The 20,597-nt window shown below is 49.1% G+C and carries 20 protein-coding genes, 1 tRNA gene and 1 other RNA gene; 16 read left to right on the top strand and 6 right to left on the bottom strand.

Annotation, left to right across the window (positions count from 1 at the left end; genetic code table 11):
- Nucleotides 1-9 precede the first annotated feature (9 nt).
- On the bottom strand, nucleotides 10-1,560 hold the full coding sequence (locus tag U8T64_RS07600; RefSeq protein WP_322182505.1) for a Ppx/GppA phosphatase family protein: 1,551 nt from the start codon (nucleotides 1,558-1,560) through the stop codon (nucleotides 10-12).
- Nucleotides 1,561-1,804: 244 nt separating this feature from the next.
- On the opposite strand from U8T64_RS07600, the gene U8T64_RS07605 reads away from it, so the two are divergent.
- The 3 genes from U8T64_RS07605 to asnS all read left to right on the top strand — a co-directional run bounded on the left by U8T64_RS07605 (nucleotide 1,805) and on the right by asnS (nucleotide 3,833).
- Nucleotides 1,805-1,891: transfer RNA gene (locus U8T64_RS07605), tRNA-Ser, on the top strand.
- Nucleotides 1,892-1,960: 69 nt separating this feature from the next.
- On the top strand, nucleotides 1,961-2,404 hold the full coding sequence (locus U8T64_RS07610; protein ID WP_322182507.1) for an 8-oxo-dGTP diphosphatase: 444 nt from the start codon (nucleotides 1,961-1,963) through the stop codon (nucleotides 2,402-2,404).
- Nucleotides 2,405-2,438: 34 nt separating this feature from the next.
- The gene (asnS, locus tag U8T64_RS07615; protein WP_322182509.1) at nucleotides 2,439-3,833 is read left to right on the top strand and encodes an asparagine--tRNA ligase; all 1,395 of its coding nucleotides are present in this window, start codon (nucleotides 2,439-2,441) and stop codon (nucleotides 3,831-3,833) included.
- A 267-nt stretch (nucleotides 3,834-4,100) separates the two neighbouring features.
- On the opposite strand, the gene U8T64_RS07620 is transcribed toward asnS, so the two are convergent.
- The gene (locus tag U8T64_RS07620; protein ID WP_322182511.1) at nucleotides 4,101-5,507 is read right to left on the bottom strand and encodes an amidophosphoribosyltransferase; all 1,407 of its coding nucleotides are present in this window, start codon (nucleotides 5,505-5,507) and stop codon (nucleotides 4,101-4,103) included.
- A gap of 360 nt (nucleotides 5,508-5,867) precedes the next feature.
- Between U8T64_RS07620 and U8T64_RS07625 the strand changes: the two genes are divergently transcribed.
- Nucleotides 5,868-7,151: an aspartate aminotransferase type Ic gene (locus U8T64_RS07625; protein WP_322182513.1), complete on the top strand. Its 1,284-nt coding sequence runs from the start codon at nucleotides 5,868-5,870 to the stop codon at nucleotides 7,149-7,151.
- Nucleotides 7,152-7,168: 17 nt separating this feature from the next.
- On the opposite strand, the gene U8T64_RS07630 is transcribed toward U8T64_RS07625, so the two are convergent.
- Together U8T64_RS07630 and U8T64_RS07635 are read right to left on the bottom strand one after the other, a co-directional pair.
- Nucleotides 7,169-8,275: an AI-2E family transporter gene (locus tag U8T64_RS07630; RefSeq protein WP_322182515.1), complete on the bottom strand. Its 1,107-nt coding sequence runs from the start codon at nucleotides 8,273-8,275 to the stop codon at nucleotides 7,169-7,171.
- A gap of 167 nt (nucleotides 8,276-8,442) precedes the next feature.
- Entirely contained in the window at nucleotides 8,443-8,694 is a 252-nt protein-coding gene (locus tag U8T64_RS07635; RefSeq protein WP_322182517.1) for a helix-turn-helix domain-containing protein, read from the bottom strand.
- 262 nt (nucleotides 8,695-8,956) lie between these two features.
- Here U8T64_RS07635 and U8T64_RS07640 point away from each other — a divergent pair, with 262 nt between their 5' ends.
- Both U8T64_RS07640 and rnpB read left to right on the top strand, forming a co-directional pair.
- Nucleotides 8,957-10,378, top strand: a complete 1,422-nt coding sequence (locus tag U8T64_RS07640; protein WP_437126000.1) for a nicotinate phosphoribosyltransferase — start codon at nucleotides 8,957-8,959, stop codon at nucleotides 10,376-10,378.
- 36 nt (nucleotides 10,379-10,414) lie between these two features.
- Nucleotides 10,415-10,770: RNase P RNA component class A (gene rnpB / locus U8T64_RS07645), an RNA gene on the top strand.
- Nucleotides 10,771-10,875: 105 nt separating this feature from the next.
- Here rnpB and U8T64_RS07650 read toward each other — a convergent pair.
- A complete protein-coding gene (locus U8T64_RS07650; protein ID WP_322182521.1) occupies nucleotides 10,876-11,595 on the bottom strand; it encodes a nitroreductase family protein in 720 nt (239 codons plus the stop codon).
- 281 nt (nucleotides 11,596-11,876) lie between these two features.
- Between U8T64_RS07650 and U8T64_RS07655 the strand changes: the two genes are divergently transcribed.
- The 7 genes from U8T64_RS07655 to U8T64_RS07685 all read left to right on the top strand — a co-directional run bounded on the left by U8T64_RS07655 (nucleotide 11,877) and on the right by U8T64_RS07685 (nucleotide 17,875).
- Nucleotides 11,877-12,926 carry a Gfo/Idh/MocA family protein gene (locus tag U8T64_RS07655; RefSeq protein WP_322182523.1) on the top strand — a complete coding sequence of 350 codons (1,050 nt, stop codon included), beginning with the start codon at nucleotides 11,877-11,879 and terminating at the stop codon, nucleotides 12,924-12,926.
- Between the two features lie 19 nt (nucleotides 12,927-12,945).
- Nucleotides 12,946-13,788 (top strand): sugar phosphate isomerase/epimerase family protein, encoded by an 843-nt coding sequence (locus tag U8T64_RS07660; protein WP_322182525.1) that lies wholly within the window; start codon nucleotides 12,946-12,948, stop codon nucleotides 13,786-13,788.
- A gap of 153 nt (nucleotides 13,789-13,941) precedes the next feature.
- Nucleotides 13,942-14,832 (top strand): YitT family protein, encoded by an 891-nt coding sequence (locus U8T64_RS07665; protein ID WP_322182528.1) that lies wholly within the window; start codon nucleotides 13,942-13,944, stop codon nucleotides 14,830-14,832.
- 172 nt (nucleotides 14,833-15,004) lie between these two features.
- Nucleotides 15,005-15,598 carry a hydrolase gene (locus U8T64_RS07670; RefSeq protein ID WP_322182531.1) on the top strand — a complete coding sequence of 198 codons (594 nt, stop codon included), beginning with the start codon at nucleotides 15,005-15,007 and terminating at the stop codon, nucleotides 15,596-15,598.
- A 28-nt stretch (nucleotides 15,599-15,626) separates the two neighbouring features.
- The gene (locus U8T64_RS07675) at nucleotides 15,627-16,700 is read left to right on the top strand and encodes an ABC transporter ATP-binding protein (protein ID WP_322182534.1); all 1,074 of its coding nucleotides are present in this window, start codon (nucleotides 15,627-15,629) and stop codon (nucleotides 16,698-16,700) included.
- 22 nt (nucleotides 16,701-16,722) lie between these two features.
- Nucleotides 16,723-17,511, top strand: coding sequence for an ABC transporter permease family protein (locus U8T64_RS07680; RefSeq protein ID WP_322182536.1), 789 nt, complete (start codon nucleotides 16,723-16,725; stop codon nucleotides 17,509-17,511).
- Between the two features lie 103 nt (nucleotides 17,512-17,614).
- Nucleotides 17,615-17,875 (top strand): TIGR03905 family TSCPD domain-containing protein, encoded by a 261-nt coding sequence (locus tag U8T64_RS07685; RefSeq protein WP_322182538.1) that lies wholly within the window; start codon nucleotides 17,615-17,617, stop codon nucleotides 17,873-17,875.
- A gap of 137 nt (nucleotides 17,876-18,012) precedes the next feature.
- On the opposite strand, the gene U8T64_RS07690 is transcribed toward U8T64_RS07685, so the two are convergent.
- Nucleotides 18,013-18,159 carry a hypothetical protein gene (locus U8T64_RS07690; RefSeq protein WP_322182540.1) on the bottom strand — a complete coding sequence of 49 codons (147 nt, stop codon included), beginning with the start codon at nucleotides 18,157-18,159 and terminating at the stop codon, nucleotides 18,013-18,015.
- 383 nt (nucleotides 18,160-18,542) lie between these two features.
- On the opposite strand from U8T64_RS07690, the gene U8T64_RS07695 reads away from it, so the two are divergent.
- Genes U8T64_RS07695 through U8T64_RS07705 form a run of 3 tightly spaced genes read left to right on the top strand, consistent with a single transcriptional unit; the run spans nucleotide 18,543 to nucleotide 20,583 of the window.
- Nucleotides 18,543-18,995, top strand: a complete 453-nt coding sequence (locus U8T64_RS07695; RefSeq protein ID WP_322182542.1) for a CtsR family transcriptional regulator — start codon at nucleotides 18,543-18,545, stop codon at nucleotides 18,993-18,995.
- A 36-nt stretch (nucleotides 18,996-19,031) separates the two neighbouring features.
- Nucleotides 19,032-19,547 carry a UvrB/UvrC motif-containing protein gene (locus U8T64_RS07700; RefSeq protein ID WP_322182544.1) on the top strand — a complete coding sequence of 172 codons (516 nt, stop codon included), beginning with the start codon at nucleotides 19,032-19,034 and terminating at the stop codon, nucleotides 19,545-19,547.
- Nucleotides 19,540-20,583: a protein arginine kinase gene (locus U8T64_RS07705; RefSeq protein ID WP_322182546.1), complete on the top strand. Its 1,044-nt coding sequence runs from the start codon at nucleotides 19,540-19,542 to the stop codon at nucleotides 20,581-20,583. Before U8T64_RS07700 ends, U8T64_RS07705 begins: the two co-directional genes overlap by 8 nt.
- Nucleotides 20,584-20,597 lie beyond the last annotated feature (14 nt).

The following is a 20,597-nucleotide window of genomic DNA, read 5'->3' on the forward strand; positions in this document are numbered from 1 at the left end:
AACCACCTCTTACAGCAATTCAAATTTTACGGAAAGCTCAGGGGAGATCCCGAATACGTCCTTGAAAAATTGGGCGGATTCGGAAAAAGCCCACTGTTCCAGCATGATATCCGAGGACACGGCGGCCTTAAACAAAACCCGATCCTCCTCCATGGAGATCTTCAGCCCCCGCAGTTTTCCCCGATGGGATTTATCCAAAGCGTTTGCCATTCGGAACATGGCGGCCAGTTTTGAGATAATCAGCTTTTCCTCGTTGCTGAGCCTGGAAAAATCCGGATCGCTTTCTGTAGCGAGATTTGTAGAAATACTGCCGCTTATAAAGGCGACCTCCAAAACCTCGGCCCTGCTCAGCCCGAAAAGATCCATTCCGCGGATCAGATCAAAGGTACATCTGTTATGCTGGCGTACACTGACAAAGCTGCCGCAGCTGTGCAGAATGGAGGCAAGCTCTAAAATCAGACGTTTTGAGGAATCCAGGCCGTGAATATGCTTTAACTTGTCGAAAATCAGGCAGGAGCAGTCGCGAATATACTGAGAATGGGAAAGATCGCATCCAAACTGCCGGGCAATGGTTTTCGCGCAGGCTACGGCGCTTTTTCGGAAATATACGGTGCGTTCACCATCGGCTTTTGGAGAAAGCATGCACCGGATCACCGCCTCAGAAATATCGGCGGTAGGGGCACAGATAGTTTCCGCATCAGGACAAAAACGGAGCATTGCCTGATAGATGGAAAGCGCTGTGTAAAGAATGGCTGCGTCACTTTCTTTCATTCCGTATCGAAGCGCGATCCCTTCAGGCGTTAAGGTTTTCAGAGTGTCATACAGCTCGGAAAGCCGTTTTGTGCCGAACTGCAATACGTTTTTTGCGTATTTTGCGCCGCAAAGCTTTGCCACCAGATCGATCTGGGAACCGGTAAGGATCAAATTTCGAATGGAAAACTCAGAAACGGCGATACGGTTCAAGATCGTATTCAAATACTCTTCCACTACCGTGTGAAAATCCTGAGAGGAATTTCGCATTTTGTGCAGGATTTCATGGAGCTTTAAGGCGCCGATGGAAATATTCTGAAAGTAACTGATTTTAGAACCGTCATATACCGCAATGCCGATGCTGCCGGAGCCTACATAGGCAATGACCGAGTTGCCGGGCCGCAAAAATTCCGCTTCTTTCAGCTTTGTGGCAATTTCGGAATAGAGATAGGCCTTTTCCTGGCTGTCCTCCAAAACTGTCACAGTAAGGGCGTTGCGCACTCGAAGTTGGTCTACCGCAAGCGAGCGGTTTTGTGCGTCCCGCAGGGCCGTACAGGAGATAACCCTGGGCTTTTGAATATGGTAGCTTAGCAGAGCAGAGGTGTATTTTCCCAGAATGGCTGAGAGCTCCCGCAGGCTTTCAAAGCTGATATTTCCCGTTTCAAATACATCGTAACCCAGCCTTACCGGATATTCCAGTGAATCCAGGGTAGAAAGCTCCCCCTTTGTCAGCTGAGAAACCCGCATACGCACGGTGTTGCTTCCTATTTCAATGACCGCCGCGGTATTGGCGCCGCTCTTTTTATTCAAAAAATCCCCTCCTGAAGTCTGTTTATGATCTCTGATCTCTGTAAAGGGCAAAGCAAGGCTTGTGTTAAATTCTAAAAGAATTGTGTGCTTTGCGGTTATTATACCAAATTATACTGGGAGATTCAAATGGATTTTTGGAAAAAAAGCCCATTTTTTTCATGATTTTTTCACGGAGCAATTTTTTTAGAAAATGGGGTTGATTTTTTTAGCGGGATTCGTTATAATAGATAAGCCGTCAGGATATGGAGAGGTATTCTAATTGGTAAGGAGCCACATTGGAAATGTGGTGTGCCGCAAGGCATTGTGCGTTCGAGTCGCATCCTCTCCGCCAAGAAGAAGGCGTCGGAGGTTATTCCGATGCCTTTTCTTTATATTACTTTCGAAATCGGGGTTGAAAGGCATGCCCAGGAAAATAGAAGCCGAGCTGACTACGATGTGCATGGTCACGAGCGGCAGCAAGGTTTTAGTACAAAACAGGCAGGGCCATGGCTGGCCGGGGATCGCTTTTCCGGGCGGGCATTTGGAAAATGAAGAATCCATTACAGATTCTGTGATCCGTGAGGTACGGGAGGAAACCGGGCTTACCATCTCTTCGCCTAGGCCCTGTGGGATCAAGGATTGGTATTCTGAGCAGGGCTTCCGCTATATCGTGTTCCTTTATCGGGCAGAGGAATTTTCCGGAGAATTGAAAGCTTCGGAGGAAGGGGAGGTCTTTTGGGCAGAGCGTAACGATCTGCCCGGTATGAATTTGTGCAGCGGAATGGAGGAAACCTTTCAGGTTTTCTTTGACGATGCTCTCAGCGAGCTTTATTATGAAGATAATGATTCCTATCAGATTTTTTGAATAGAGTAAAACTTGAGGAAAAGAGGCAAAACGTATGAAACGTCAGGAAATATCCGCAATTTATAAAGATCTGTCCGCGTATGCCGGCAAAACGGTGACTGTGTGTGGCTGGGCCCGTTCGATCCGGGACTCTAAAACGCTGGGCTTTATCGATTTGAACGACGGAAGCTCTTTTAAGGGCGTTCAAGTGGTTTTTGAAGATGAGAAGATCGACAATTTCAAGGAGATCGCATCTCAAAATGTGGGAGCGGCATTGATCGTTACCGGTACGCTGATCGCCACGCCGGAAGCAAAGCAGCCTTTTGAGATCCATGCGGAAAAAATCGAAGTGGAGGGCCCTTCCGCACCGGAATATCCCCTGCAGAAAAAGCGCCACTCCGTGGAATATCTGCGCACCATCGCTCATTTGCGTCCCCGCACGAATCTCTATAGCGCGGCATTCCGCGTCCGTTCCGCCGCCGCCATGGGAATACACAAATTTTTCCAGGAGAACGGTTTTGTTTACTGCCACACCCCCATCATCACCGCCAGCGACTGTGAGGGCGCGGGCGAGATGTTCCAGATCACCACACTGGATCTGGAGAACCTGCCCCGCACGGAAGACGGCGCTGTAGACTACAAGCAGGACTTTTTCGGCAAGCACACCTCGCTGACAGTTTCCGGCCAGCTGGAGGTGGAGTGTATGGCACAGGCCTTTGGAAAGGTTTATACCTTTGGCCCCACTTTCCGCGCTGAAAATTCCAATACCACCCGGCACGCGGCGGAATTCTGGCAGATCGAGCCGGAGATTGCCTTCGCGGATCTGAACGACGATATGGACGTGATCGAGGCAGCTATCAAATATGTGATAAACTATGTGATGGAAACCTGTCCGCAGGACATGGAATTCTGCAATACCTTTGTGGATAAAGGGCTCATCGAGCGGCTGCGCCATGTGGCGGATTCCGATTTTGTGCGGGTCTCCTATACCGACGCCATCAAAATTCTGGAGCAGCACAATGATGAGTTTGAATTTAAGGTCTCCTGGGGCGCTGATATCGCCACGGAGCATGAACGGTATCTTACCGAAAAGCATTTCGGAAAGCCTGTATTTGTCACAGATTATCCCAAGGAGATCAAATCCTTCTATATGCGCTTGAACGACGATGGAAAAACGGTTGCCGCCACTGACCTGCTGGTGCCGGGCATTGGAGAGCTTGTGGGGGCCAGCCAGCGTGAGGAGCGGTACGATGTGCTCCTTGACCGCATTCACGAGCTGGGCATGAAGGAAGAGGACTACTGGTGGTATCTGGAGCTGCGGAAGTACGGCGGCACCAAGCATTCCGGCTTTGGCATCGGCTTTGAGCGGCTTGTCATGTATCTCACCGGCATCGAAAATATTCGGGACGTGGCGTTGTTCCCCAGAACCCCCGGTGCGGTGGAATTTTAGTGATCAGTAGTTGGATCTTATTCGTCGGAAATGGAAAAAGGGCTTCCGGAAACCGGAAGTTCTTTTTTTCTTTCAAGCTTTGTCAGGAATCGGGTATTTGAACGGAACCGGAATGTATGCGCCGGAAAACGGCTGCGATTACAGATCGTTCCAGGATGTGATGGAACTCTATAAGCCCTATGAAGAGCGTGGGTATGTTTCTACACGTTGATCGTGCCGCACAAAGAGGAGGCTGTTGCGTTTTGCAACAGCCTCCTCTTGTCGTTATTATTCTTTGCCATTCCAGCAGTAGGTGCACAGCTTGCATTTGTCGATCCCCACAGAATCCATCAGGTCGTCCAGCCGGTGATAGCGCAGAGAAGTGAAATTTCTCTTTTTTCCGATCAAATCTACCATGGTCTGATGTTCCGGTGTTTCAGGGTCGGTATATTTTTCAATATCCTTGGGCTCCGCCGTTCCCTCCATTTCACGGATGACGCGACGGGTGGCAAGCTCTGTCAGGGAAGTGGAGCGGGAGAAGTTCAGATATTTGCAGCCATAGAGCAGCGGGGGACATGCCGGGCGCACATGTACCTCCTTCGCGCCGCTTTGATAGAGAAAATCGGTGGTTTCCCGAAGCTGTGTTCCGCGGACGATGGAATCGTCAATCAGAAGAAGGCTGCGGTTGCGAATCAGATCGTGGACAGGAATCAGCTTCATTTTTGCGATGAGATTGCGGTCGCTTTGCACGGTAGGCATGAAAGAACGGGGCCAGGTAGGCGTATATTTGATCAATGGGCGGGAGAAAGGAATACCGGATTCATTGGCGTAGCCCACCGCGTGGGCTGTACCGGAATCGGGAACACCCGCCACGATATCCGGCTGAACGGTATCGCGCTTTGCCAGCATGGCGCCGCACTGATAGCGCATCTGTTCCACGCTGACGCCTTCATAAGAAGAAGACGGGTATCCGTAATAGACCCACAAAAAGGTGCAGATCTTCATCTCTTTTCCCGGAGCCGCCAAGGTAGTGGCACCCTCAGGCGTGATCACAGCGATCTCTCCCGGCCCCAACTCTCTGGCTTCGGTATAACCCAGATTCAAATAGGCAAAGCTTTCAAAGGAGACACAATAAGCATGCTCCTTTTTACCGATCGCTACCGGGGTACGGCCCAGCTTGTCCCGGGCAGCGTAGATCCCCTGCGGAGTTAACAGCAACATGGTCATGGAGCCGTCGACAGTTTCCTGGGCATATTGGATCCCCTCGATCAGGTTGTCCCGCTGATTGATCAGCGCGGCCACAAGCTCCGTGGCGTTGACATCGCCGCCGCTCATCTCCAGAAAATGAGAATAGCCGCTGGCAAAGAGCTTTTGCACAATTTCATCGGTGTTGTTTATTTTGCCAACGGTAACAATGGCATAGGTGCCGTGGTGAGAACGCACAATCAAAGGCTGTGGCTCATAATCTGAAATGCAGCCAATGCCTATTTTTCCCTGCATGGCGGAAACATCTTTATCAAATTTTGTACGAAACGGAGAGTTTTCAATATTATGGATCGCGCGGTCAAACCCCCGTTTTTCATCATAGACAGCCATTCCGGCACGTCTGGTTCCCAAATGGGAATGGTAGTCGGTGCCGAAAAACAGGTCAAACATACAGTCTTCCTTTGAAGCTACGCCAAAAAAACCACCCATTGTTTCTGTGCTTCCTTTCTGAAAGTCAGAGATATGATAAACCGTTTGGAAAGAAGTAAGATGCTTTTCGTGCCTATGGAAAAGAGAGCGGCTTCACAGCATGACACTTCTCCCGGACAGCTATCGCCATTATAGCACAAATAGAGGCTTTCTGCAATTTTTTTCACGGTTTCAGAGTGGTGCACAGAAAATGAAGAAAAGAAATCGTTGAATCATGCAAAACGTAAAATTTGCAGGATTTCATAAATTGACTTGCATTTTTAAGGCGTATGGAGTAAAATGTATCACGTTTGATGCCTTAAAATGATGATTTTGTCAACAGCGAGATTCAAAATGAATTAGGGATAAGGAGATGCCTCGATGAAGCTGACAGCGATGAAGAAGGAAGAGATCCAGAAGATCAATCAAGAGGCGGCCCGCCGGTATGAAGCTTTCAAAAGCAAAAGGCTTCAGCTCAATATGGCAAGAGGAAAACCCTGCGCGAAACAGCTGGATCTGGCACTTGGCGTGCTGGAGGCCTTACACGCCCGGAGCGAATTTGCCAATTCCAACGGGGACGACTGCCGTAATTACGGCGTATGGAATGGTCTGCCGGAGATGCGCGCTATTTTCAGCGATATGCTGGGGGTTCCTGCCGATCAGATCGTTTTGGGCAACAATTCCAGCCTGCAAATGATGTTTGATTGCATTTCTCAAGGATACACTCATGGCTTCGGTGGTTGTGAACCTTGGTGCAAACAGAAAAAAGTAAAATTTCTTTGTCCGGTTCCCGGGTATGACCGGCATTTTGCCGTAACTGAATATTTTGGGATCGAAATGATCCCCGTGCCCATGCTGAAAACAGGGCCGGATATGGATATTTTAGAGGAATTGGTCAATAAGGACGAAGCGGTAAAGGGGTGCTGGTGTGTTCCGAAATACTCCAATCCCACAGGGATCACTTATTCTGATGAAACAGTTCGCCGGTTTGCGGCACTGCGTCCCGCGGCAAAGGATTTTCGTGTTATTTGGGATAACGCCTATTGTGTGCATGATTTGACGGATACGCCGGACACCTTGTTGAATCTGTATGAAGAATGTATGAAGCAGGGGACCGAAGATTTTGTATTTTTCTTTGCTTCTACCTCAAAAATATCCTTTCCCGGAGCGGGTGTTTCCGCTTTAGCCGGCAGTCCGAAAAATATTGCGGATATCAAGAAGCGTATTTCCGCGCAAACGATCGGACCGGATAAGCTCAATCAGCTCCGTCACATTTTGTTTCTCCATGATATCAGCGGTGTACAGGAGTTGATGCAGGGACACCGGAAGATTCTGGAGCCGAAATTTCATCTGGTAGAACAGGCTTTAGAAAAGGAATTGGGCAATTTAGGAATTGCCAAGTGGAGCAAGCCCAATGGCGGCTATTTTGTGAATCTTGACGTGATGAACGGCTGCGCAAAAAGAGTGGTATCCCTGTGTAAAGAGGCCGGGGTGATCCTGACGGACGCGGGCGCCACCTTCCCTTACAGCGCGGATCCTAACGACAGCAATATCCGTATCGCGCCCACCTTCCCGCCGGAGGAAGAACTCACCCAGGCCATGGAGCTGCTCTGCATCTGCGTTCAGCTGGCCGCTTCTGAAAAGCTGCTTTTTGAGCGGACCTGAAAGCTGGGAAGAAAGCTCTATTTTTCAAGGACGGCATCGCCTTTTTCCTTTGTGCCTTTGATCACGGCGGGCAGCGCCCCGGTTTCCCGGAAAATGGAATACAGCATGCATAGTCCCATCACGTAAAACAGGATCCACAGATTTTTTCCTGCCAGAGAGAAGTATATGGCAGCCAGCATGGCAAGCGGGTGTATTTTGACTGTAGAAGAGATCAGCTTGGGCTCCATGATTTGGCGGATCAGGCTGATGATCCCCCAGCCGATCAAAAGCCCCAGCGCCTTGGCGTATTGCCCGATCAGAAGCTGATAAAGGATCAGGGGAAGAAAAACAAAGCCCGGCCCCAAAACCGGCAAAACATCCGCAACGGCGGTAAAGAACGCTGTGGATAGCGGATAGGACAGTGATAAAATTTTCAGGATCACATAGGTTTCACAAAAGGTGATAAAGTACAGAAAGAGATAGGAAAAAATATATTTTTGACCAACGCCGCCGTTGCTCTTGGCGGCGGTTTTCATGTGTGACGCGAAGGTACTGCTGAGCAGAGCTTTCAGCCAGGCCTTTAGCTTCTCCAGATCTCTGGCGATAAAAAAGGCGGAAACCACGGTGACGATCAGCATGGTGATCACTGCCGGCAAAGACGAAAAAAAGCCCAGTACCATACCTAGAAAGCCTAAAATGAGGTCCATGCTCTTTTGCAGCTGCTCTAAAATCATTTCTTTATTTTGCTCCCAGAAGGTCAGATCGAATTTTTGCAGATATCCGCCGATTTTGTTCAAAAAATCCGATACGGGCTGTGAGAATTCCGCAAATCCATTTTCTGAGGCCTGCATGAGAAAAGCGGTGATCTCCTGCACTGCTATCACACCGAGAATAATAAACAGCGCACCCAGCGCCGCGAGAAAAAGGAAAACCGTTACCGCTGTGGCTGTTGTGTGGCTCCAGTGAAGCTTCTTTTCCAAAAATTTGATAGCCGGCTGCACAAAGGTCGCGATCAATAAACCAAATAGAAAGGGCAGCGTATAGAAAAAGGTTTTGGCCCAAAGGAAGAAAAGCGCGGTATAGATCACCCAGAATAGGAGTAGGGGAGATAACCTTTTCAGTTCTTCCTTTTGAAAAATAAGCATACCTTTTCCTTTCCCAAACAGCCATATTTGCGCTTGTGCTTTCTGAAAATAGTATGGACGATTTTTCCCTCTTTTTTCATTGGCTTTTGCTTTATAAGACTTTTGGTGAAAAAGAAAAACGACGCAGCTAAAAAACTGCGTCGAAGAAACTTCTATTTTTCGCGTTGTCAGCGCTCGAGACCCGTCAAAAGCCAGGAAACAGAAACATTCAGAATATCAGAAAGGGCCAACAGCTCAAAATCTGTAACAGAACGAATCTGCCCTTCCAGTTTGGAAAGGCCGGAGGCGTTCAGATCTACACCGCGCACCTGAAGCTGGGCAAGAAGCTCCTTCTGCTTCATTCCCTGGCTTTTTCTGGCGGCTTCCACTCTGGCGCCGATCAGATTTTTGTCGCCTAAAGGCTGATTTCTCAGTCTCATATGCCGAATCGCTTTCCTTTCTGAAATGGGAGAGTTTTGCGGATTTTTCTCTTATAAAGGCATTATAAAGGAAATAGAGTGGAAAAGCAACAGCATTTCCGGAAATTGGCTTTTGAAAAGGGAAAACTTTTGAGGAAGCTTACAAGAAAATATTGCTGTACTTTTCGGTGAAAGCTGATATAATAAGAAAAAGTCTCCAAACTGAAGGGCAGGGCGATGTACCGTGAATAAGACCTTTTACGATAAGGACAGCAATCTTACCATGCTGACGGATTTTTATGAGATCACCATGGCAAACGGCTATTTTGCAAATGGGTTTCGGGATACTATTTGCTATTTTGATATGTTTTTCAGAAAGGTACCGGACCACGGTGGATTTGCCATTATGGCGGGTGTGGAGCAGCTGGTGGAATATTTGAAAAACCTGGAATTTTCTCAGGAAGATATTGAATTTCTGCGCTCCAAGCATATTTTCAGCGAAGAATTTTTACAGTATTTGAAGGATTTTAAATTTTCCTGCGATGTGTGGGCAATTCCGGAGGGCACGCCCATTTTCCCGGGAGAACCTGTCGTTACGGTGCGGGGTCCGGCGATCCAGGCCCAGTTTATCGAAACTATGGTGCTGCTGTGTATCAATCACCAGAGCCTGATCGCCACAAAAGCCAACCGCATTGTACGGGCGGCGCAGGGAAGGGGCGTAATGGAATTCGGCTCCCGGCGGGCTCAGGGCTTTGACGGTGCCGTGTACGGGGCGAGGGCCGCTTATATCGGTGGCTGTGTAGGAACCGCCTGTACCATCAGCGACCAGATGTTCGGTGTGCCGGCTCTGGGTACTATGGCCCATAGCTGGGTGCAGCTTTTCGACAGCGAATACGAGGCTTTTCGGGCGTATGCTCAGGCTTATCCCAGTAATTGCGTCTTGTTGGTAGATACCTATAATGTGCTGAAGTCCGGTGTGCCCAACGCCATCAAGGTATTTAACGAGGTGCTGGTGCCTCAGGGTTTCCGTCCGGCGGGGATCCGCATTGACAGCGGCGACATCACTTACCTTTCCCGGAAGGCCAGGAAGCTGCTGGACGACGCCGGCTTTGAGGATTGCCAGATCTGCGCTTCCAATTCTCTGGACGAATATATTATTCGGGATATGCTGATGCAGGGGGCAAAAGTGGATTCCTTCGGCGTGGGTGAAAGAATGATCACTTCTTCCTCCGAGCCTGTGTTTGGCGGCGTGTATAAGCTGGTAGCGGTAGAAAAGGAAGACGGCACGTTGATTCCGAAGATCAAGATCAGCGAAAACGTGGCGAAGATCACTACACCCTGCTTCAAAAATGTGTGGCGGCTTTTTGACCGGGAAACCGATAAAGCCATTGCGGACGTGATCACACTGCACGAAGAAACCATCGATGATGAAAAGCCGTATACAATTTTCGACCCCGAGCATACCTGGAAGCGCAAGACGGTAGAAAACTTCCATGCCGTACCGCTAATGAATCAGATCTTCAAAAACGGGGAATGCCTGTATACACCTCGCGCGCTGAAGGCGGTAAAAGCGTATTGCCTGGCCCAGGTGGACACCCTGTGGGAAGAAGTGACCCGTTTTGAAAACCCGCACAATTACTATGTGGATCTTTCCCAAAAGCTTTGGGACGAAAAGAATCGGCTGCTTTCGGAAAAGAACTATTGACAAACAGGAAGCCGTTCCCGTAAAATAGAGGTCATGTGAGCAGGCCGGACAGTCGCGGATATTCCGCGAAAGCGAATATCTGAGGAAAGTCCGAGCTCCCCAGGGCAAGAATAACGGCTAACGGCCGCCGGGGGCGACCCCAGGGATAGTGCAACAGAGAAATACCGCCGATTTTTCGGTAAGGGTGGAAAGGCGAGGTAAGAGCTCACCGGCGTGTGGGAGACCACACGGCCCTGTAAACCCTATTCGGAGCAACACCGTGGAGGAACAGAAGCTTTTGCTTCAAGCGCAGCCCTGCGCGTTCTATGGAGGTGGCGTGAGCCTGTCGGCAACGGCAGGCCAAGATAGATGACTGTTCAAGACAGAACTCGGCTTACAGGCCTGGTCACATACGAAAGCAGCGCACGGAAATTATCCTGTGCGCTGCTTTCGTATGTGGGGAGGCAGCCGAACTTTTGCGGGCCTGCCCGGCTGGCTTTGAAAAAATCAGAATACGCTTAATCCTGTTTCGGCTTTCCTGTCCAGTTTTTCAGGATCTCTTTTGCGGAGCGCTCCATTTCCAATGCAAACTCGGAGGTGTACTTGTTTTCGCAAATGAGCTTGGCGCGGTCGCTTTTGCAGAAATCGTTCAGCTCTTCCTCCGACAGATCGCGATATTGATTTTCAAATACGATCGTTTCTTTTGGAAACCTGGAAACCAGAGGACGCTCCTTCTGCTGCTGGGTAGGATATCCGAATACCAGCATGGACACGGGAGCAACATATTCGGGAAGCTGAAAGATCTCCCGGTGTGTTTCCCATTGCTCGATGATATCTCCGATATAGCAGGAGCCCACTCCCAGGCTTTCCGCAGCCATACAGGCGGCGTGAGCGGCGATCATGGCGTCGTTCATGGAAAGCATAAAGTCGCTGAGCCTCGGAGCGGGAGGGTTGCCGCCGGCTTGCTGAAATTTCCGGTACCAACGGCGGTAATCCGCCAAAAAAATCAATACCATGGGCGCGGTGGCAATAAAGGGCTGGTGGTCACAGGTAAGGGCAAGCTTATCCTTCAGCGGCTGCTCGGTAACGTCCAAAATGGAATAGAGCATCAGGTTTCCAGCCGTGGGAGCCCGCATCGCCGCCGATAGGATCGTTTCCTTGACCTCCGCCGGAATTTCCTTTTCCTGAAAGGCCCGGATCGATTTCCTGTTCATCATCAGCTCAAGGGTTTCGTTCATGGCAATTTCCTCCCTGAAATTCAGATTTTATTATAAAGTATAGCATAAAAAATCATGCTTGTAACGAAAAAGTTTTAATTTGACATCTCTAAAAGTGTTTTTCGGAGCTTGTTGTGTAATATGCAATAAGAAAGCTCACAAAATATAGCGGTATTTTTTGGAAAATAAACTTTGCAAATACAAGGCCGATAGAGTATAATCACCTTAGTCGGACGGTTCCATTTTATGCTGTCTGACTGAAGTAAGCGTCCAACTGCGGCGCTGTAAAGGAGATTTTTATCATGAAGGTCGCCATCATTGGCTGCGGAACCATTGCGAACGCGGCTCACATTCCTGCCTATGTAAATAATCCGGAGGCGGAGATCAAGTATTTTTGCGACATTATTCCGGAGCGGGCGGAAAAGGCTGTAAGGGATTACAACTGCGGTACCGCTGTGACCGATTACCATGAGGTACTGAAGGATCCTGAGATCGAAGCGGTTTCTGTGTGTACCCCCAATAACGTACACGCGCAAATTGCTATTGACGCTTTGCGGGCAGGAAAAAACGTGCTTTGCGAAAAGCCCGCCGCCAGGGTGTATTCCGAGGCTCTGGAAATGCAAAAGGCTCAGCACGAATCCGGAAGAGTTCTGAATATCGGTGTGGTGAACCGCTTTAACGACAGTGTAAACCGCATCAGGCAGTACATTCAGGAGGGAAAGCTGGGCAGCATTCATCATGTATATGTCAGCTTCCGGGCTCATCGCTCCATTCCCGGGTTGGGCGGGGCGTTTACCACCAAGGCCATTGCCGGAGGCGGCGCTTTGATCGACTGGGGTGTGCATTATTTGGATATCGTTATGTATTGCTGCGGCGATCCCACGGTAAAAACTGTTACGGGGGAAACCTTCTGCAAGCTTGGGAAGGATATGAAAAATTACGTGTACACCGATATGTGGGCCGGTCCTCCGAAGTACGATGGCGTGTATGATGTAGATGATTCCGTAACAGCTTTGATCCGTACAGAGGGCCCTGTGATCACAGTAAACGGCGCCTGGGCGCAGAACATCGGGGAATCTGAACAGTACATTGATTTCATGGGCGATAAGGGCGGGATCCGCTTGCACTATGGAAAGGATTTTGATGTGTATACCACAGAAGACGGCGCCCTGGTCAAATACACGCCCCAGTTCCAAATGAGAGATCATTTCCAAAATGAGATCGATGCTTTCCTTCGGTGCATCAAAACCGGAGAAAAACTGCCTTCCCATATTGACACGGTGATCGTTACTGCTGAAATGATGCAGGCAATTTACGATTCCGCCGAGCAGCACAAAGAAATTGCATTGTAATAAGAGAGGAGTTTATTAAATGTATCCGTTTTCTATCGGCGTTATGCTGGATTCCTTCCGCGCGGAATTTCCGAAGGCCCTGGATAAGGCGCAGGCTTTAGGCGCAAAGGGAATTCAGGTCTATGCCACACGAGGTGAAATGTCGCCCCAGCAGATGAGCCCGGAAAAGCGCCGGGAATTTTTGAAGGCTGTAAAGGATCACGGCCTTACGATCTCCGCGCTTTGCGGCGATCTGGGGCAGGGCTTTGTAAAGCCTGAGTTGAATCCCGGCCTGATCGAGCAGTCAAAGCGAATCCTCGATCTGGCGAAGGATCTGGAAACCGAAGTGGTGACCACCCATATCGGCGTGGTGCCTGAAGATCCTTCTCATCCTCGATACGCCATTATGCAGGACGCCTGCGGTAAGCTGGCAGAGTATGCCGATTCTTTGCAGGCTCATTTCGCTATTGAAACGGGCCCTGAAAAGGCGGCTACCCTTCGGAATTTCCTGGACGGCCTTCATTCCACTGGTGTTGCGGTAAATCTTGATCCCGCTAATTTTGTCATGGTTACCGGAGACGATCCGGTACAGGCCGTTTATACCTTAAAAGATTATATCGTTCATACTCACGCCAAGGATGGCCGCCGCCTCCATTACCGTGACCCTGAGATTCTGTATGGCATGGTGGAGTCCGATATGCTGGAGGATTCCTCTTTCATCGAGCTCCCCTTGGGCGAAGGCGATGTGGATTTCCCCAATTATCTGAAAGCCCTGCATGAGATCGGTTTCACGGGCTTCCTCACCATTGAGCGCGAGGTAGGGGACGACCCGGAGAAGGATATCGGCGCCGCTGTTCATTTCCTGGAGGCGCTGATCCGTTGATCAGAATTTTTGGCCGGCACAGGTGTTTACTGTACCGGCTTTTTATTTTGCAAAAATGGTTGTAAAACGGGGAACACTGTGGTAGAATCTGTGAGGATTTTCAGAGCACACTGATTTTGTAGCGAAAACAGAGACAGCGGTGAGGTGCCGGAAATGGTAAGGAATTCAAAAAAGCAAAAAATTTTTTCACGGAGCGATCTTCCCAATTTGAAAACCTTTGGCATTGTAAACCTGGGGGTATTTCTTCTCTCTTTAGGTGTTTATTTTTTCAAATTCCCCAATCATTTTACAACAGGGGGAGTCAGCGGTATTTCCATTATTTTGGGAAACGTGATCCCTTTTTTATCTCCGGCAACGATCATGTCTATCGTCAATGTTCTTCTGCTCGTGGTAGGTTTTTTAGTGATCGGACGAGAGTTCGGAGTTTTGACCACCTATTGCAGCCTGATGTTTTCTTTTGAGACCTGGCTTTTGGAAAAGCTGTATCCCATGACGGCGCCTTTTACAGACCAGCCGCTTTTAGAGCTTTGTTTTGCCATTATGCTGCCTGCGGTTGGTTCAGCTCTATTGTTCAACTGTAACGCCTCCAGCGGCGGAACAGATATTGTTGCGATGATCCTGAAGAAATATACCGGCCTTACGGATATTGGAAAGGCCCTGTTTGTCAGCGACAGCTTGATCGCCTTTTCTGCCTGCTTCATTTTTGGCATGAAAACCGGACTTTTCTCTCTGCTGGGGCTGTTTCTGAAAGCTTTTGTTGTGGATTCTGTGATCGAAAGCATCAACCTGTGCAAATTTTTTTCCATTGTGACCTCCAAGCCGGAGGAGGTTTGCCAGTATATTATTCACACTTTGAACCACAGCTCTACTGTGCTGAATGCGGAGGGCGCCTATTCTCACACAGAGCGTAAAGTGATCCTCACCGCTTGCCGGCGCGGCGAGGCAGTAAAGCTCCGCCAAAAGCTGAAAGAAATAGACCCGCAGGCTTTCATGTTTATTACAAATACCAGTGAGATCATCGGCAAGGGCTTCCGTTCTGTATAGAGGTCTTGAAAGGCAGACTGGCGGTCTGTCTTTTTTCTTTGGAGATATCGTTTGAAAAAAGTGTTGGCAAGTGGTATACTGAATGGAAAAGATAGGTTTTCGGCAGACCAAGGGATTTTTTCTTTTCATCAACATGAGAAAAAACTTATAGAATAGGGAAAGAGGCGGAGAAATGGCGGACAATTTATATCAAGAAGAATTTTGCAAAATTTATCAGGAGCATGTGACCAGAGAAGGGGGAGACAGGCTGCTTTCCTGGCTTTCCACCACAGATTTCTTTTCCGCTCCTGCCAGCACGAAGTACCATTGCGCCTGTGAATTTGGCTTGGTTCGTCACAGCGTCAATGTGTATCAGGTTCTAAGGGATAAATATTTTGAAGAAGGGGACAGTGAAGAAAGCTTTGCTTTATGCGGGCTTTTGCACGACGTGTGTAAGGCGCAGTTTTACAAGGTGTCCACCCGCAATGTAAAAAATGACGAGACCGGCGCCTGGGAGAAAAAGCCATACTATACGATCGAAGACGCGTTTCCCTACGGTCACGGTGAAAAATCTGTTTATCTGATCGAGCGTTTCGTTCGTTTGAAGCCGGCGGAGGCTATGGCGATCCGCTGGCATATGGGGGGCTTTGATGATGCTGTAAAGGGAGGAAGCTTTGCAAGCAGCGCTGCTTTTGACCGTTACCCGCTTGCGGTAAAGCTTCACTTAGCTGATCTGGAGGCGACCTATTTGAAGGAGCATGGAACCTCTGAGATCCGCCGCGGATAAACTTTTATCAAAAAAGAGGGCGTGTTTTATGGAAGCAATCTCAGCATATGAGCTTTCTAAAAAATATGGCAGTATCTCCGCGCTTCATGGCTTGAATCTCCAGGTTTCTCAGGGAAGTATTTTCGCCTGTGTCGGGAAGGAAAAGTCAGGAAAAACCACGCTGATCCGACTGTTGGCCGGGCTTTGCCGCCCCACGGCGGGCGAATGCTCTTTATTGGGTTTTTCTCCTGCTTTTGAAGCGGAAAAGCTGCATGGTGTGACCGGAACCGTGCTGCATACCTCCCGGCTTTACCGGGAAATGACCCTTTCGGAAAATCTGCGTTTTTTTGCGGATATCAACGGGGTGGACCAAAACGATGCGCTGGATCGCGTTTCGTTTCTTCTGCATCGTTTGGATATTTGGGAGGGTCGGGATGAAAAGCCAAACGCGCTGCCCACCGATGTGCTGCGGCGTGCTTCTCTGGCAAGAGCATTGATGCACCGCCCTCAGGTGCTTTTACTGGATGAGCCCGCAGATGGATTGGATACGGAGGCAGCGACCAGCGTGCAGGAGCTTCTCACATATTTGATTTCCCAGGAGGGTATTACCGTACTGCTTTGTACAGAAGATATGAAATATGCCCAAGGCCTTGGAGACGAATTTGGCTTATTGCGAGAAGGCTCTTTTCTGGCAAAGGGAGATCTGGTCAGTCTGCGTCAGGATTCCGGCGTTCCTTACCGGGCGGCTTTTCGTTTTGAAGAAGGTGAAACACCTTTGGCGGGTTTCCGGCTGACGGAGGGTCTATGGAAAAAAGAGATCCCTTCGGAAGAGGAATTGCCGAAATTGATCTCGCAGGCAGTGAACAGCGGGAAAAGACTGTATGAAGCGAAGCTGATCAAGCCCTCACTGGAAGAGATCTATACCGCTTATGCAACTGGCAGAGTACAAAGGATAGGTGATGCTGATGAACAGGGAAACAAATACGACAAGTACGAGGAGTCATCGGAACCAGCAGCCGATATCTCGACAGAAGGCTTCACGGACCAGACAGCCGCAGAAGCAGGCAACGGAGAATGGCAGGACTACGAGACAGGCGACCCGGGCGAACCAGAAGCCCCGTAAGCTTTTTTCTTCCGCTGAGTCCGTGCTGGTCGGAAAAGATCTTGGCGCAATTTGGAAACGCAAGGGAATTCGGGCTCTGCTGATGGTACTGCCGGTCATTTTGGTAGTGATTTTGCCGCTGACCTATTTTGTGGCGATCAGCTTGTTTCCTGTACCGAAAAATACGTCCTTTTCCGATTCCATACAAACGCTGCTTTCTGAAAAAAGCGGAGAATACGGTTACCGCCAATTTTGGCTGGACGCTTTTACTACACTACTGTGTCCGCTTTTGTTTTTGATGGTTCCCGTTGTTTGTGCGGTGGCTTCCGCTTCCTGTGCCTTTGTCGGAGAAAAGGAAAATGGCACATTAGAAACATTGTTCTTGACCTCCATGAATCCCAAATCTGTGTTCAGCGCTAAGATCACGACCTGTTCGCTGATTTCCGTGGTCATTTCTCTGGTTTCCTTTTTGGCTTTTTCCATTATTGCCTCAGTAGCGGATCTTTTGCTTTCGGCGCCTTATTTCTTCAATTTGGAATGGCTTGTCACAGTTCTTTTTCTGATGCCGGTGCTGGCGCTGTTTTCTGTTACGTTTGTCAGCCTTGTCCTGCCAAGAGTGTACAGTGTAGGAGAGTCTCTTCAAACTATGGGATATTTGATCCTTCCCTTTATTTTGTTGTATTTGGCCCAGTTTACCGGGATTTTTCAGATCAATGCGCTGCTGCTGATCGGTCTTGCTGTTCTCTTGGCCGTTTTTTCCATTCTTTTATTTAATCTGTCTTCCCGAAAATTCCAGGCGGACTACTTGCTTACAAAGGAAGCGGAAGACTAATTGTTTCCAGATGCATTTACTTGACAAAGGAAAGAGAGTTTGGTAGATTAGTAGCATTGGATCGATGATATATTTTATTTTTAACACAGGAGAGCGTATAAAAATGGAGATTCATTACATTCCCCAGGGCGTTTGTTCCAAGCAGATCGATATTGTTTTAGAAAACGATATCATTCAGTCCGTGAAATTTACCGGTGGGTGCAGCGGCAATACCCAGGGGGTCGCTGCTCTGGCACAAGGAATGAAGGTACAGGAGTACATTAAGCGTTGCAAGGATATTCGCTGCGGCGCAAAATCCACCTCCTGTCCTGCTCAGCTGGCGCTGGCCTTACAGGAGGCGCTGGAATCTGTTTCGGCCACTTGATAGATGGCAACACCGCACAATCTTTGTGCGGTGTTGCCATCGGAAAAAACGAGAGAATAGGGAAAGGGGCACTGCTAAAAGCAGTGCCCCTTTTTTGCTGGCTTAAAAAGCGAATAGGGCAGATGCCCGCACGCTATTTAGCAGCAGCCGCAGCCATTGCCGCAGTCGTTGTTGCCACAGCCACAGCCGCCATTATTGGCGAAGCTGCCGCAGCCACCGCAGCAGAGAAGGATCAGGATGATGATGATGATCCAAGAGCAACCTCCGTTACCACAACCACACATGGAAGAGCGCCTCCTTTCATTTACACTCCTATCATATGGCGAACCCCAAAAAGTGTTACAGAAGTTAAGTCAGCCTCGCATAATTTACGAATATTGCCTTGAACGACATCTCCGGCATGCGAAGTCGGATTGCAGGGCATCAGCTGCCTGCGCTGCCTTTCTGCACTCTGCTGAAAAAATTTTTGCCGCGCTATATCAATTAGAATGATGAGGTGTTTCCTTAAAAATAAAAGAAAATCGAAGCATAAGGGAGAAAACAAGAGGATTTTTCGAATTGAGCGTTGTTAAATCGCCTTGTTTGACTTTTTCTGATCTTGATTTTCCATGAAAATCAGGTATAATAAAAGTCAAAGAAAGTCAAAGACAGAAACGGAAGTGGTTTTGTGCGTATCAGCGACAGTGTGGCAAACTATATTTTAGAGCTGCTAAAAGAGGCGGACGGTATTGCGGAAATTCAGCGAAATGAATTGGCAGGCTCTCTTGGCTGTGTTCCCAGTCAAATCAATTACGTTCTTGCTTCCCGTTTTACACCGGAGCAAGGGTATTTGGTGGAAAGCCGCCGGGGCGGAGGAGGCTACATTCGAATCACCAGACTTCAAATCTCTAAACCGGATATGATCATGCATATTATCAATGCGGTAGGAGATACCTTGGACGCGGGAACAGCTCGTGCCATGTCGGAAAACATGCTGCAAAACGGAATACTCAGTAAAGAGGCGGTAGATTTGATCCAGGCCGCCGTTTCGGAAAAGGCCTTGGCTCTTGTCCCCAGGGAGCTTCGGAACTATGTACGGGCTTCGATTTATAAAAACATGTTGATTGCCGCAAGGGCATAATTGGATATTTGGTTAGCAAAAAAGGAGGAAAGCTTTATGATTTGCCAAGTCTGTGGAAAGAAAACAGCAACGACCCATATTAAAACGATCGTCAACGGGCAACTGACACAATATCATTTGTGCAGCGATTGCGCCAAAGAAAAGGGATATGGAAACCTGTTTGATACATGGGATTTGGGATTTGGACCCATGCTGGGAGGCCTGATTGGGAAAAGCCATGGAGAAAATTCGGTGCTGCGCTGTAAAAAGTGCGGTTCCAGCTTCGCCGAAATCGCGAAGACGGGGAACCTTGGCTGCGAGGAGTGCTATAAAACCTTTCGCCGCCAGCTGCTGCCCCTGATCCAGAGGATTCATGGAACTGTTCACCACAAGGGAAAAAGACCCGGCAGCTCCGCACTGCGTATTTCCGATTCTACCGGGCAGATGGTGCCGGTACCGCAAGCCTCTTTGGAGGAAAAGAAGCTTCTGCTGCGTCAGGCGATCGAAGCACAGGAGTTTGAGAAAGCCGCGGTATTGAGAGATGAAATAAAGGAGATGGAAGGCAATGGCTGAGGTACTGAAGTGGTACGAAAAGGCGGGAAACCACAGTGATGTCGTATACAGCACGCGGGTGCGTCTGGCTCGGAATTTGCAGCAATATCCTTTCCCCGGCAAGGCAAACGCGCAGGAAAAAGCAGAAATTGAAAATAAAATAAAAGACGCGCTGCTTTCCGGAAACAGTGCGGCGGCAAAGCAGTTTTCTTTTGTTCCCTTGGATTCGCTTTCCGAGGAAGAGGCCGTTTCCCTGGTGGAACGCCATATTGTAAGCCCGGAATTTATTTCTGACCGCCAGGGAAAAGCGCTGCTTCTTTCCGAAGATGAAAGCTTTTCCATTATGATCAATGAAGAAGACCATCTTCGGATCCAGGTAATGAAGGAAGGACTTTCTCTCAAGGAGGCTGCCGAATCCGCCGATCGATTGGATACACTACTGGGAGAAAGCCTGCGCTTCGCGTTTGATCCGGAGCTTGGATACCTGACGCAATGTCCCACAAACCTGGGTACAGGAATGCGGGCTTCCGTAATGCTTCACCTGCCCGCCTTGACGGAGAGCGGCGCAATGCCCCGTATTTCCTCTAATCTGGCAAAGCTGGGTATGGCTTTGCGTGGAAGCTATGGGGAAGGAAGCCAGATTACCGGAGCAATGTACCAGCTTTCCAATCAAATCACTCTGGGGCTCAGCGAGGCCGAGGCGATCGACAATCTAAACGCAATCACCGCACAGGTGATCGAACAGGAGCGCAGGGCCAGGGAAGAACTTGGTTCCAATCTTGTGATCCAGGATAAGATTCAACGGGCGGCAGGCGTGCTGAAAAGCGCCAAAATACTTTCCAGCGGAGAGCTTATGGAGCTGCTTTCCTATATCCGGCTGGGCTTATCCATTGGTTTGCTTCACGGCGTTACCCAGGAAGAATTGAACAGCCTTTCCGTAAAGGCGCAGCCGGCCACATTGGCTTCTTCCGGTGAACAGCCGCTGGAGCAAACCCGGCGTGATATCGTTCGCGCTCAACTGGTACGCCAGGTGTGCGCCAAGCTTTCAGATGTTTGAACGAGAAACTATAT

The organism is Neglectibacter caecimuris (genome assembly GCF_034335015.1).
Classification (GTDB): Bacteria; Bacillota; Clostridia; order Oscillospirales; family Acutalibacteraceae; genus Acutalibacter; species Acutalibacter caecimuris_A.